Below are 13,335 nucleotides of genomic sequence, written 5' to 3' on the forward strand. Positions count from 1 at the left end.
TTCCGCCCGTGTCGGTGTCGTTGCGGTCCAGCATGCGAGGCATCCGACGGGCGTCGCGAAGCACACGAGCCCCGGGCCGCGTCGCGCCTGAACCCACCCAGCCTACAGGGAGGGCGCCGGAGATCTCCGGACCGCCGGCTGGGCATCCGCCGCGGACGCCCGCACCGAGAACAGGGCGGTGTCGGTGTCGAGCAGCACGCGGAGGGCGCCGACCCAGACGAGCGCCGAGCCGAGCACGTGGAGGGCGACGAGCGCTTCCGGCAGCCCGGTGACGGCCTGCACGAGCCCGAGAGCGGCCTGCAGCAGCACGACGATCACGAAGAACGCCGCGCGGCGGGCGGCGAGCGGGTACCCGCGGCGGCGCGCCACGACGAGGAGCACGACGCCGAGCACGAGCACCGCCGTGCCGAGCACGCCGTGGATCGCGGCCGTCGACGTCCAGTCGAGGCCGTTGCGGCGCACCTCCTCCGAGTCGCCGGAGTGCGGCCCGGCGCCGGTCACGGCGGTGCCGATGAGGATGAGCGCGAGCGTGACCGCGACGAGCACCCAGGCGAGCGAGCGGAGCGCGCGCGGCGCGCGCGGCGGCACCTCGGCGCGGAGCAGGGCGCGGGCGCGATGCCAGGTCAGGGTGGCGGTCGTGAGCAGGCCGATCGCCAGCGCGAAGTGGAGCGCGACGACCCACGGGTTCAGCTGCACGAGCACGGTGATGCCGCCGGCGACCGCGTTCGCGACGACGAGCCAGAACTGCGACCAGGCGAGCCGGGTCAGCATCCGGTCGTCGCGGCGGCCGGGACCGGGGTGCACGCGCTGCAGACGCGCGGCGACGATCGCCCAGCCGACGGCGACGATGAGCACGCCGGTGAGCATCCGGTTCGTCTGCTCGATGATGAGGTGCACCGAGTCCGGCACGACGAGGATGACGCTCGTGCCGTCGCAGGTCGGCCACGTCGGGCAGCCGAGGCCGGATCCGGTCACCCGCACCACGGCGCCGCCGAGCACGATGAGCACGCTCATGACGAGCGCCGCGGTGGTGCCCCAGCGCAGCGCGCGGCCGCCGAGGCCGACGCGCGCGGCGAGCAGGGAGAACGGGGTGGGCATCCGGGGCTCGCCGATCAGAGCGGGAGCGGCAGGTGCACGATCGGGTCGAGCCCGACCGCCACGAAGACGACCGTGAGGTAGGTGATGCTCGCGTGGAACACCCGCATCGGCTTGATCTCGGCGCCCGAGATCGCGCGGCCGTAGAGGCGGTGCGCCTCGACCGTGAACCAGATGCCGGCCGCGGCCGCCGCGATCGTGTAGATCATGCCCATGCCGGCCAGCGGGATGAGCAGCAGCGAGCAGGCCACGGTCGCCCACGTGTAGAGCACGACCTGGAGCCCGACGGCGGTGCCGCCGCGCACGACGCCGAGCATCGGCACGGAGACCGACGCGTAGTCGTCGCGGTACTTCATCGACAGCGGCCAGTAGTGCGGCGGCGTCCAGAGGAACACGATGCCGAACAGGATGACCGGCGCCCAGTCGAGCGAGCCGGTGACGGCCGCCCAGCCGATGAGCACGGGCATGCAGCCGGCCGCGCCGCCCCAGACGATGTTCTGCGGGGTGCGGCGCTTGAGCCACAGCGTGTAGACGAAGACGTAGAAGAGGATCGCGGCGACCGAGAGCGCGGCGGCGAGCGGCGTCGTGAAGACGAGCAGCCAGACCGTCGAGACGATGCCGGTGATCCAGGCGAAGGCGAGCGCCTCGCGGTCCGAGAGCTCCCCCGTCACGAGCGGGCGCTTGCGGGTGCGGTGCATCACGCGGTCGATGTCGCGGTCGATGTAGCAGTTGAACGCGTTCGCGCTGCCGGCCGAGAGCGAGCCGCCGACGAGCGTCGCCAGCACGAGCCAGAGGTTCGGGATGCCCTGCGCCGCGAGCACCATGACCGGCGCGGTGGTGATGAGCAGCAGCTCGATCACGCGCGGCTTCGTCAGGGCGGTATAGGCGAGCGCCTTGCGCCGGAGGCCGATGCGCTCGGGCGCGACCGGGGGTGCGACAGCGAGCGGCATGGTTCTCCGGAAGCGGGGGTGGGGACGGCTGCGAGTCTACGTGATGTAGAAGTCGTGGAGGTGCCTGGACGACCACTGGCGATTCGGCGGGAGACCCCTCGCTGTCACTAGAGTGAAGGTGCTCGCCAGCGCCCAGCGCGGCCCCGGATCGCCTCGCGCGGACCGGAGCAGCGGACTGCGGCGTGCCGAAGACGTCGACGGGCGAGTGACACCCGCGCGGCGCATCGGCCATGCTCTGCGCAGCAACTGAAAGGCCGCGCACGCGTGACTGCTCTCTCCTGGGACCCGATCGACGAGAAGGCCGTGGACACGACTCGTGTCCTCGCCGCCGACGCAGTGGAGAAGGTGGGCAACGGGCATCCCGGCACCGCCATCTCCCTGGCTCCCCTGGCCTATCTGCTCTTCCAGAAGGTCATGCGGCGCGATCCGTCGGACAGCACCTGGATCGGCCGTGACCGCTTCATCCTCTCGGCGGGCCACAGCTCGCTGACCCAGTACGTCCAGCTCTACCTCGGCGGCTACGGCCTCGAGCTCGAGGACCTCGAGGCCCTCCGCACCTGGGGCTCCAAGACCCCGGGCCACCCGGAGTACGGCCACACCGACGGCGTCGAGATCACCACCGGCCCGCTCGGCCAGGGCCTCGCCTCCGCCGTCGGCTTCGCCTACGCCCAGCGCTACGAGCGCGGTCTGTTCGACCCGGACGCCGCGGTCGGCGAGAGCCCGTTCGACCACCACGTCTACGTGATCGCCAGCGACGGCGACATCGAGGAGGGCGTGACGAGCGAGGCCGGCAGCCTGGCCGGCACGCAGGAGCTCGGCAACCTCATCGCGTTCTACGACAGCAACCAGATCTCGATCGAGGACGACACCGACATCGCCCTCAGCGAGGACACCGCGGCGCGCTACGCCGCGTACGGCTGGCACGTGCAGGTCGTCGACTGGAACACGAAGGACGGCTACGTCGAGGACGTCGCGGCGCTCTACGACGCGATCGAGCACGCGAAGGCGAACACCACCCAGCCCTCGCTGATCATCCTCAAGACGATCATCGGCTGGCCGTCGCCGACGAAGAAGAACACCGGCAAGATCCACGGCTCCGCGCTCGGCGGCGACGAGGTGCGCGGCCTCAAGGAGGTGCTCGGCTTCGACCCCGAGCAGCACTTCGCGGTCGCGCCCGAGGTGCTCGAGCGCACCCGCGGCGCCGTCGAGCGCGGCCAGGCCCTGCACGCCGAGTGGAACGAGGCGTTCGACGCCTGGGCCGCGGCCAACCCCGACCGCAAGACGCTGCTCGACCGGCTCGAGGCCGGCGAGGTGCCCGACCTGACTGACGCGCTCCCCGTGTTCGAGGCCGGCAAGGACGTCTCGACGCGCGCCGCGTCCGGCAAGGTCATCAACGCCATCGCGCCGCTGCTCCCCGAGCTCTGGGGCGGCTCCGCCGACCTCGCCGAGTCGAACAACTCGACGATCGAGGAGGGCGGCTCGTTCGGCCCCGCTGAGCGCTCCACCGCCATGTGGAAGATGAACCCGTACGGCCGCGTGCTGCACTTCGGCATCCGCGAGCACGCGATGGGCTCGATCCTCTCCGGCATCGTGCTGCACGGCCACACCCGCGCGTTCGGCGCGACGTTCCTCATCTTCAGCGACTACATGCGGCCGGCCGTGCGCCTCGCCTCGCTGATGAAGGTGCCGACGATCTACATCTGGACGCACGACTCCGTCGCGCTCGGCGAGGACGGCCCGACGCACCAGCCGATCGAGCAGCTCACCGCGCTCCGCGCCATCCCGAACCTCGAGATCATCCGCCCCGCGGACGCGAACGAGGTCGCCTGGGCCTGGAAGACGATGATCGAGCGCCGCGAGGGACCGCAGGGCATCGTGCTCAGCCGTCAGAACCTCCCCGTCTTCGCCCGCGGCGAGGGCGCGGCCGAGGGCGACACGCTCGCCGCCGCGTCGAACGTCGCGAAGGGCGCCTACGTGCTCGCCGAGGCGCCGGGCGGCACGCCGGACGTGATCCTGCTCGCGACCGGCTCCGAGGTGCAGATCGCCGTCGACGCCCGCGAGGCGCTGAAGGCGGAGGGCGTCAACGCGCGCGTCGTCTCCGTGCCGAGCCAGGAGTGGTTCGCCGAGCAGAGCGCCGAGTACCGCGAGTCGGTGTTCCCGGCCGCGGTGAAGGCGCGCGTCTCCATCGAGGCGGGTCTCAAGCTCACCTGGGCGCCGTTCCTCGGCGATGCCGGGCGCAGCGTCTCGATCGAGCACTACGGAGCCTCCGCGGACTACAAGACCCTGTACCGCGAGTTCGGGCTCACCACCGAGGCCGCCGTCGCGGCCGCCAAGGACTCCATCGCCGCCGCCGGCGCCTGATCACGCAGCCGACCGGCCCGCAGCACTCGAGGAAGCGAAACAGCACAATGACCGACACCACCACCAGCCCCACCGCGGAGCTCTCCGCGCTCGGCGTCAGCATCTGGCTCGACGACCTGTCGCGCGAGCGGATCGCATCCGGGAGCCTCCAGCGCCTGATCGACGAGCGCAACGTCGTCGGCGTCACGACGAACCCGACGATCTTCGCCGCGGCGCTCGCCAAGGGCGAGGCCTACGACGAGCAGGTCGCGTCGCTCGCCGCCGCCGGCGCGAACGTCACCGAGGCGGTCTTCCAGATCACCACCGACGACGTGCGCTCCGCCTCCGACGTGTTCGCGCCGGTCTACGCCGCCACCGACGGCGAGGACGGCCGCGTCTCGATCGAGGTCGAGCCGGGCCTCGCGCACGACGCTGCCGGCACGATCGCCCAGGCCGAGCAGCTCTGGAGCACGGTCGACCGTCCGAACGCGATGATCAAGATCCCCGCCACGGTCGAGGGCCTCGAGGCCATCACCGAGACGATCGCGAAGGGCATCAGCGTCAACGTCACGCTGATCTTCAGCCTGGACCGCCACCGCGCCGTCATCCACGCCTACCTCGACGGGCTCGAGAAGGCGCGCGCCGCCGGCATCGACCTCTCCACGATCCGCTCCGTCGCCTCGTTCTTCGTGTCGCGCGTCGACACCGAGACCGACAAGCGCCTCGTCGCCATCGGCACGGACGAGGCCCTCGCCCTGAAGAGCAAGCTCGGCGTCGCGAACGCCCAGCTCGCCTACCGCCTCTTCGAGGAGGAGTTCGCCACCGACCAGGCCAAGAGCCTGCTCGCCGACGGCGCGAACCTGCAGCGCCCGCTCTGGGCGTCGACCGGCGTGAAGGACACGGCGCTGCCGGACACGCTCTACGTGACGGAGCTCGCCGTCGACGGCGTCGTGAACACGATGCCGGAGAAGACGCTCGAGGCGACCTTCGACCACGCCCCGCTCCACGGCGATGCCGTGCACCCGGCCTACGCGGCCGCGCAGCAGGTCTTCGAGGACCTCGCGGCCGTCGGCGTCGACTACGACGACGTGTCCGCCGTGCTCGAGAAGGAGGGCGTCGAGAAGTTCATCGTCTCCTGGAACGAGCTGCTCGACACCGTCACGGCGGCGCTGGAGGCGGCGAAGTGACCGTCTCCGTCCACGCCACCGGCGCGGCGGCGGAGGCCGTGGAGCGCTGGGTGCCGCAGCTCGTCTCCGACGGGGTGGCGAGCGGCATCTCGGCCCAGGACGCCACGCTGTGGGGTCCTGATGCCGAGGCGGAGTCGGCCAAGCGCCTGGGCTGGACCCAGGCGGCCGCGATCTCGGCTCCCCTGGTCGACGACATCGTCGCCCTGCGCGAGAAGCTCGTCGCCGACGGCGTCACGCACTGGGTGCTCGGGGGCATGGGCGGCTCGTCGCTCGCGCCCGAGGTCATCACCGCCACCTACGGCGTCGCGCTGACCGTGCTCGACTCGACCGACCCGGAGCAGGTGCGGGCGGCGCTCGACGACGGCCTCGAGCACACCGCCGTCGTGATCTCGTCGAAGTCCGGCTCCACGCTCGAGACCGACAGCCAGAAGCGCGCCTACGAGGCGGCCTTCCGGGGTGCGGGCATCGACCCGACCGAGCGCATCGTGGTCGTCACCGACCCGGGCTCGCCGCTCGACCAGTCCGCGCGCGCCGACGGCTACCGCGTCTTCAACGCCGACCCCGAGGTCGGCGGCCGCTACTCGGCGCTGACCGCGTTCGGCCTCGTGCCCTCCGGCCTCGCCGGCGCCGACATCCGCGAGCTCCTCGCGGAGGCCGACGCCGCCGCGTTCGAGCTCGGCCTCGACCAGGACTCGAACCCGGGCCTCGTGCTCGGCGCCGCGATCGGCGGCACGAAGCCGCTGCGCGACAAGCTCGTCATCGTCGCGGACGGCACCCACATCGTCGGCTTCGGCGACTGGGTGGAGCAGCTCATCGCCGAGTCCACCGGCAAGCTCGGCCGCGGCCTGCTGCCGGTCGTCGTCGGCACCGACGCGCCGGAGCTCGACTCCGACGCGGCCGACCTCCAGATCGTGCGGCTCGTCGCCGACCGCCGCGCCACCCGCGAGGTGCGCGAGGGCGAGATCGAGGTCGCCGGCTCGCTCGGCGGCCAGATGCTGACCTGGGAGTACGCGACCGCGATCGCCGGGCGGCTGCTCGGCATCAACCCGTTCGACCAGCCGGACGTCGAGAGCGCCAAGTCCGCCGCGCGCGGGCTGCTCGAGAAGACGCCGGAGCCGGAGGCCGCGCTGTTCACCGACGGCGCCGTCGAGGTGCGGGTGCAGGGCGACCTCTCCCCCGCCACCGAGACGGTCGGCTCCGCGGTCGACGCGCTGCTCGCCGCGCTGCCGGAGCACGGCTACGTGGCCGTGCAGGCCTACCTCGACCGGCCCGCGAACCCGCACCTCGCCGAGCTCCGCGACGTGCTCGCCGAGCGCAGCGGGCGCCCGGTGACCTTCGGATGGGGACCGCGCTTCCTGCACTCGACCGGCCAGTTCCATAAGGGCGGCCCCGCCGTCGGCGTGTTCCTGCAGATCGTCGGCTCGCACGAGCGCGACCTGCAGATCCCGGACCGGCCGTTCACGTTCGGGCAGCTCATCGCCGCCCAGGCGGCGGGCGACGCGACCGTGCTCGCCGAGCACGGCCGCCCGGTCCTCACGCTCACCCTGACGGACGTCGCGGCCGGCATCGCCGAGCTGCGCGCCGCGATCGGCTGACCGGATGGCCCCCGTGAACATCGACGCCGAGCACAATCCGCTCCGCGTCCCGGAGGACCGTCGCCTGAACCGCATCGCGGGTCCGTCGAGCCTCGTGATCTTCGGCGTGACGGGCGACCTCGCGCGCAAGAAGCTCATGCCGGCGGTCTACGACCTGGCCAACCGGGGTCTGCTGCCCCCGGGCTTCGGCCTCGTCGGGTTCGCGCGACGCGACTGGGACGACCAGGACTTCGAGAAGGTCGTCCACGACGCCGTCGCGCAGTACGCGCGCACCCCGTTCGACGAGGACGTCTGGCGCCAGCTGGCCGAGGGCATCCGCTTCGTGCAGGGCGAGTTCGACGACGACGCGGCGTTCGACCGCCTCAGGGCGACGCTCCAGGGCCTCGACACCGAGCGCGGCACGCTGGGCAACCACGCGTTCTACCTGTCGATCCCGCCGAAGTCGTTCCCGCAGGTCACGGAGCAGCTCCGCCGCAGCGGGCTGGCCGAGCAGAACGAGGACTCCTGGCGCCGCGTCGTCATCGAGAAGCCGTTCGGCTCCGATCTGCGCACGGCCCGCGAGCTGAACGACGTCGTCGAGAGCGTGTTCCCGCCGGACAGCGTGTTCCGCATCGACCACTACCTCGGCAAGGAGACCGTCCAGAACATCCTGGCGCTCCGCTTCGCGAACATGCTCTACGAGCCCCTGTGGAACGCGAACTACGTCGACCACGTGCAGATCACCATGGCCGAGGACATCGGGGTGGGCGGCCGCGCCGGCTACTACGACGGCATCGGCGCCGCGCGCGACGTCATCCAGAACCACCTGCTGCAGCTCCTCGCGCTCACCGCGATGGAGGAGCCGATCTCGTTCGACGCCGCGGACCTCCGCGCCGAGAAGGAGAAGGTGCTCTCCGCCGTCCGCCTGCCGAAGGACCTCGGCGAGGCGACCGCGCGCGGGCAGTACGCGGGCGGCTGGCAGGGCGGCGAGAAGGTGCTCGGCTTCCTCGACGAGGACGGGATGAACCCCGAGTCGACGACCGAGACCTATGCCGCCATCAAGCTGGAGATCGATACCCGGCGCTGGGCGGGTGTGCCGTTCTACCTCCGTGCCGGCAAGCGGCTCGGCCGCCGCGTCACCGAGATCGCGGTCGTGTTCAAGCGCGCGCCGCAGTACCTGTTCGCCGACAGCCAGACCTCCGAGCTCGGCGAGAACGCGCTCGTCGTGCGGGTGCAGCCGGACGAGGGCGTGACGCTCCGCTTCGGCTCGAAGGTGCCCGGCGCCGGCATGCAGGTGCGCGACGTGACGATGGACTTCGGCTACGGCCACGCGTTCACCGAGGCGAGCCCGGAGGCCTACGAGCGCCTCATCCTCGACGTGCTGCTCGGCGACCCGCCGCTGTTCCCGCGTCACCAGGAGGTCGAGCTCAGCTGGAAGATCCTCGACCCGATCGAGGAGTACTGGGCGGCCCAGGGTGGACCGCTCGAGCAGTACAAGCCGGGGACCTGGGGCCCCGAGTCCGCCGACGCGCTCCTCGGGCGCGACGGCCGCGTCTGGAGGCGCCCGTGATCGTCGAACTGCCCGGCACCACCACCAGCGCGGTGGGCAAGGCGCTCGTGAAGATCCGCGAGGAGGGCGGCGCCGTCGCCCTCGGCCGCGTGCTCACGCTCGTCATCAGCTGCCACCTCGGCGAGGAGGAGGAGGCCATCGAGGCCGCCAACGACGCCTCGCGCGAGCATCCGATGCGCGTCATCGTGATCTCGGTCGCGCCGGACGACGCCTCCACCCACCTCGACGCGCAGATCCGCGTCGGCGGCGACGCCGGCGCGAGCGAGGTCGTGGTGCTCCGTGCCTACGGCGACACCGCGAGCGACGAGGAGGGGCTCGTCACGAGCCTGCTGCTGCCGGACGCCCCGGTGGTGGTCTGGTGGCCGCACGAGGCCCCCGACGACGTCAGCGGCTCGCCGCTCGGCCGGATCGCCCAGCGCCGCATCACGGACGCCGCGACGGCCGCCGACCCGAATGCGGAGATCGAGCGGCTCGCCGCCGGCTACGCACCGGGCGACACCGACTTCTCGTGGACCCGCCTCACGCTCTGGCGCGCCCAGCTCGCCGCGGCGCTCGACCAGGCGCCGTACGAGCCGGTGGACCGCGTCGAGGTGACGGGCGCCGCCCAGTCGCCCTCGACGGAGCTGCTCGCGGCCTGGCTGCGGCTGCAGCTCGACGCCGAGGTCTCGCTGGAGATGGCCGGCCCCGGCCACGGCTCCAGCGGCATCCACAGCGTCGTGCTCCACCGCGCCGCCGGGCCGATCAGCCTCGAGCGGATCACCCCGACGGTCGCCAAGCTCGAGCAGCCGGGGCAGCCGACGCACGAGGTCTCGCTGCCACGCCGCAGCCTGCGCGACTGCCTCGCCGAGGAACTGCGTAGGCTCGACCCGGACGAGCTCTTCGGCGAGGTCGTCCAGAAGGGGCTCGAGCAGCTGGCCACGACTCGCGCGGCCCGCTGAGCCCGGAACGAGGACATGTGACCAACGAGCGCCGGGTGCTGGTGCACCCCGACAAGCAGACCCTGGCCGGGAGCGTCGCGGCCCGATTCCTCACGAAGATCGTCGACCTGCTCGACGACGAGGGGAGCGCGAACGTCTGCCTGACGGGCGGCACCATGGGCGAGGCGGTGCTGGCGGCGATCGCGGACTCCCCCGCCCGCCACGGCGTGGACTGGTCGCGGATCGACTTCTGGTGGAGCGACGAGCGCTACCTGCCGCACGGCGACCCGGACCGCAACGACACCCAGTCGAAGCGGGCGCTGCTCGACCACCTCGGCCTCCGTCCGGAGCAGGTGCACTCGCTGCCGGCACCGGGCGAGCAGGCGACCATCGAGGAGGCCGCGCAGGCCTACGAGGCGGAGCTCGCGGCGGCCGCGCAGGGCGGCGCGGCGCATCCGCGCTTCGACATCATGTTCCTCGGCGTCGGGCCCGACGGTCACATCGCCTCGCTGTTCCCCGACCACGCGAACGTGCGCGTCACCGACCGCGTCGTCGTGGCGGAGACGGACTCCCCCAAGCCGCCGCCGCTGCGCCTCAGCTTCACTCTGCCGACCATCAACGCGGCGGACCGGATCTGGATGGTGCTCGCCGGACCGGACAAGGCCGGCGCCCTCGGGCTCGCCCTCGCCGGCGCGAGCGTCAACGACGTGCCGGCCGCCGGCGCCGAGGGACGCAAGCGCACCGTGTTCTTCGTCGACCAGGAGGCCGCGGCCGAGGTGCCGGAGAACCTCATCACGCCCGAGCTGTACTGGACCGCTGCGCACGACGTGCAGTAGCAGCGCCGTGCAGTAGCGGCGCCCGGACGGACGAAGGCCCGGCTCCCCTCGGGGAGCCGGGCCTTCTCGTGTCCGAGGTGCTCGTGCCGGTCGCGCGCTACGCGGTCGCGGCGCCGCCGCCGCGGCGGGCGCGGAGCTGCTCCAGCGCCTCCTCGAGGAGCTGGGCCGCCTCCTCGTCGGTGCGGCGCTCCTTCACGTACGCGAGGTGCGTCTTGTAGGGCTCGAGCTTCGCCGACTGCGGCGGGTTCTCGCGGTCCCGGCCGGCCGGCAGGCCGGTGTTCGGGCTGTCGATCGTCTCGGGGATCTCCTCCGCGGGCAGGTTCGCCGCGAAGTAGCGGACGGTCTCGTTGCCGAGCGCGTCCCAGTACGAGACGGCGATGCGGTCCGCGTGGTATCCGCGGTCCTGCTCGCCCATGGGGCCGGAGCCGACCCGCGATCCGCGGATCGCGCTGCCACCTGATGCCATTGCTGCTGCTCCTCGGGTTGGAACGGCGGCTAGGAGCCGGCGTTGAACTTGATGATGAGGCCGAGCACGACGATGCAGGCCAGCCACACCAGGCCGAGCACGACCGTGATGCGGTTGAGGTTCCGCTCCGCGACACCCGAGGCGCCGAGGTTCGAGGTGACGCCGCCGCCGAACATGTCGGAGAGGCCGCCGCCGCGTCCGCGGTGCAGCAGGATGAGCAGGGTCAGCAGGAGGCTGGTGATCCCGAGGATCACCTGCACGACGACCTGGAGGATGTCCACGAGGGTGAGATGCCTTTCGTCGGCCGGATGGGCCGCGGATCAGTATACCGGGAGGCTGGGAGCCGCATGCGCGAAGCGCCCGGCGGAACGCCGGGCGCCTCGCGGAGACGGGTCAGACGCCGACGTGCGCCTGGTAGCGGACGATCGCCGCGAACTCGTCGATCTGCAGGCTCGCCCCGCCGACGAGCGCGCCGTCGACGTCGGTCTCGCGCATGAAGCCGGCGATGTTGCCCGACTTCACGGAGCCGCCGTAGAGGATGCGCGTCGCCGCGGCCGCGTCGGCGCCGAGCTGCGTGCCGACGACCTCGCGGAGGGCGGCGCAGACCTGCTGGGCCTGCGCGCTCGTCGCCGCCTGACCCGATCCGATCGCCCACACGGGCTCGTACGCCACGACGACCTCGGCGCCCTTCAGCGCACCGCCGAGGGCGGTGGTGAGCTGGGCGACCGGCACGGCGCTCGGGCCGTGCTGCTCGAGGTCGTCGGCGGTCTCGCCGACGCAGATGATCGGCACCAGGCCGTGGCGGTGAGCCGCGGCGACCTTCGCCGCCACGTCCTCGTCCGTCTCGGCGTGGTACTGCCGGCGCTCGGAGTGCCCGATGATCACGTAGCGGGCGTCGAGGGCCGCGAGGAAGGCGCCCGAGATCTCGCCGGTGTAGGCGCCGCTGTCGTGCGCGGACAGGTCCTGGCCGCCGTAGGCGAGGTCGTACTTGTCGGCCGCCGCGATCGTCTGCACGCTGCGCAGATCGGTGTACGGCGGGAAGACGGCCACCTCCACGGCGCCGAAGTCGTGCCCGGCGTCGCTGAGCTTCCACTGCAGCTTCTGCACGAAGGCGATCGCCTGCAGGTGGTCGAGGTTCATCTTCCAGTTCCCCGCGATGAGCGGGGTCCGAGTGCTCGCGGTCACGCCGCCGCCTCCCATCCGAGGACCACCAGTCCGGGAAGGAGCTTGCCCTCGAGGAACTCGAGGCTGGCACCGCCGCCCGTCGAGATGTGTCCGAAGTCGTCATCCGCGAACCCGAGGGCCCGCACGGCGGCGGCGGAGTCGCCGCCGCCGACCACACCGAGGCCGGAGACCTCGGTCATCGCCTGGGCGACCGCCTTCGTGCCCGCCGCGAACGGCGCCAGCTCGAAGACGCCCATCGGGCCGTTCCAGAACACCGTCTTCGACCGGGCGACCACGGCCGCGAAGGCCTCCGCCGTTTCCGGTCCGATGTCGAGGCCGAGACCGGCCGAGCCCCACGGGGTCGACTCGATCGCGTCGGCCCGCGTCACCTGGTGCTCCGCGTCCGCGCCGAACTTCGAGGCAACCACGACGTCGGTCGGGATCAGCAGCTCGACACCGCGCTCCTCCGCCTCCCTCAGGTAGCCCCTGACGGTCTCGACCTGGTCCGCCTCGAGGAGGCTGGAGCCCACCTCGTGGCCGAGGGCCTTGAGGAAGGTGAACAGCATGCCGCCGCCGATGAGCATCGCGTCGACGCGCGGCAGCAGGTGGCCGATCACGCCGAGCTTGTCGCTGACCTTCGAGCCGCCGAGCACGACCGCGTACGGCCGCTCCGGCGTCTCGGTGAGGCGGTCGAGCACGTCGAGCTCCTCGGCGATCAGCAGGCCGGCGGCGCTGGGCACCTGCTCGGCGAGCTCGTAGACGCTCGCCTGCTTGCGGTGCACTACGCCGAAGCCGTCGGACACGAGCACGTCGCCGAGCGCGGCGAGCTGCGCGGCGAAGGCCGCACGCTCGTCGTCGGACTTCGCGGTCTCCCCCGCGTTGAAGCGGAGGTTCTCGAGCAGCACGAGCTCGGCGCCGGAGTCGACCGCCGCACGGGCGTCGTCGCCGACGGTGTCGGACGCGAAGCGGACCTCGCGGCCGATCAGCTCGGCGAGCCGCTCGGCCACCGGCCGCAGGCTGTAGCGGTCATCCGGTGCCCCGTCGGGACGCCCCAGGTGGGACATCGCGACGACGCGGGCACCGGACGACAGCAGGCGCTGGATCGTCGGGACGGACGCGCGGATGCGGCCGTCGTCGGTGATCTCCCCGTCCTTCAGCGGCACATTGAGGTCGCAGCGGAGCAGGACGGTCTTTCCGGAGAGCTCACCGAGGCTCTCGATGGTGCGCAGCGCCATG

12 protein-coding genes are annotated in these 13,335 nt (G+C 72.2%); 6 read left to right on the forward strand and 6 right to left on the reverse strand.

The window, feature by feature from the left end:
• Positions 1-102 precede the first annotated feature (102 nt).
• Complete coding sequence (locus tag AC1RSJ_RS07095; protein ID WP_493117645.1) at positions 103-1,098, reverse strand: COX15/CtaA family protein; 996 nt, start codon at positions 1,096-1,098, stop codon at positions 103-105.
• 14 nt (positions 1,099-1,112) lie between these two features.
• Complete coding sequence (locus AC1RSJ_RS07100) at positions 1,113-2,045, reverse strand: heme o synthase (protein WP_493117646.1); 933 nt, start codon at positions 2,043-2,045, stop codon at positions 1,113-1,115.
• A 264-nt stretch (positions 2,046-2,309) separates the two neighbouring features.
• Here AC1RSJ_RS07100 and tkt point away from each other — a divergent pair, with 264 nt between their 5' ends.
• Genes tkt through pgl form a run of 6 tightly spaced genes read left to right on the forward strand, consistent with a single transcriptional unit; the run spans position 2,310 to position 10,469 of the window.
• Positions 2,310-4,406, forward strand: coding sequence for a transketolase (gene tkt, locus AC1RSJ_RS07105; protein WP_493117647.1), 2,097 nt, complete (start codon positions 2,310-2,312; stop codon positions 4,404-4,406).
• 47 nt (positions 4,407-4,453) lie between these two features.
• A complete protein-coding gene (gene tal, locus AC1RSJ_RS07110; protein WP_493117648.1) occupies positions 4,454-5,572 on the forward strand; it encodes a transaldolase in 1,119 nt (372 codons plus the stop codon).
• The gene (locus AC1RSJ_RS07115; protein ID WP_493117649.1) at positions 5,569-7,167 is read left to right on the forward strand and encodes a glucose-6-phosphate isomerase; all 1,599 of its coding nucleotides are present in this window, start codon (positions 5,569-5,571) and stop codon (positions 7,165-7,167) included. The genes tal and AC1RSJ_RS07115 overlap by 4 nt, the downstream gene beginning before the upstream one ends.
• Positions 7,168-7,171: 4 nt before the next feature.
• Positions 7,172-8,716, forward strand: coding sequence for a glucose-6-phosphate dehydrogenase (gene zwf / locus AC1RSJ_RS07120; RefSeq protein ID WP_493117650.1), 1,545 nt, complete (start codon positions 7,172-7,174; stop codon positions 8,714-8,716).
• The gene (locus tag AC1RSJ_RS07125) at positions 8,713-9,654 is read left to right on the forward strand and encodes a glucose-6-phosphate dehydrogenase assembly protein OpcA (RefSeq protein ID WP_493117651.1); all 942 of its coding nucleotides are present in this window, start codon (positions 8,713-8,715) and stop codon (positions 9,652-9,654) included. Before zwf ends, AC1RSJ_RS07125 begins: the two co-directional genes overlap by 4 nt.
• Before the next feature lie 17 nt (positions 9,655-9,671).
• The gene (gene pgl / locus AC1RSJ_RS07130; protein WP_493117652.1) at positions 9,672-10,469 is read left to right on the forward strand and encodes a 6-phosphogluconolactonase; all 798 of its coding nucleotides are present in this window, start codon (positions 9,672-9,674) and stop codon (positions 10,467-10,469) included.
• Between the two features lie 97 nt (positions 10,470-10,566).
• Here pgl and AC1RSJ_RS07135 read toward each other — a convergent pair whose 3' ends face one another.
• From AC1RSJ_RS07135 to AC1RSJ_RS07150, 4 genes are all read right to left on the reverse strand, one after another.
• Complete coding sequence (locus AC1RSJ_RS07135) at positions 10,567-10,935, reverse strand: RNA polymerase-binding protein RbpA (protein WP_493117653.1); 369 nt, start codon at positions 10,933-10,935, stop codon at positions 10,567-10,569.
• 29 nt (positions 10,936-10,964) lie between these two features.
• Complete coding sequence (gene secG, locus AC1RSJ_RS07140; RefSeq protein ID WP_493117654.1) at positions 10,965-11,216, reverse strand: preprotein translocase subunit SecG; 252 nt, start codon at positions 11,214-11,216, stop codon at positions 10,965-10,967.
• 112 nt (positions 11,217-11,328) lie between these two features.
• Positions 11,329-12,120: a triose-phosphate isomerase gene (gene tpiA, locus AC1RSJ_RS07145; RefSeq protein ID WP_493117655.1), complete on the reverse strand. Its 792-nt coding sequence runs from the start codon at positions 12,118-12,120 to the stop codon at positions 11,329-11,331.
• The gene (locus tag AC1RSJ_RS07150) at positions 12,117-13,334 is read right to left on the reverse strand and encodes a phosphoglycerate kinase (protein WP_493117656.1); all 1,218 of its coding nucleotides are present in this window, start codon (positions 13,332-13,334) and stop codon (positions 12,117-12,119) included. Before AC1RSJ_RS07150 ends, tpiA begins: the two co-directional genes overlap by 4 nt.
• Position 13,335: the final 1 nt, after the last annotated feature.

The sequence above is a fragment of the Schumannella sp. GW821-FHT10F01 genome, from assembly GCF_058809295.1.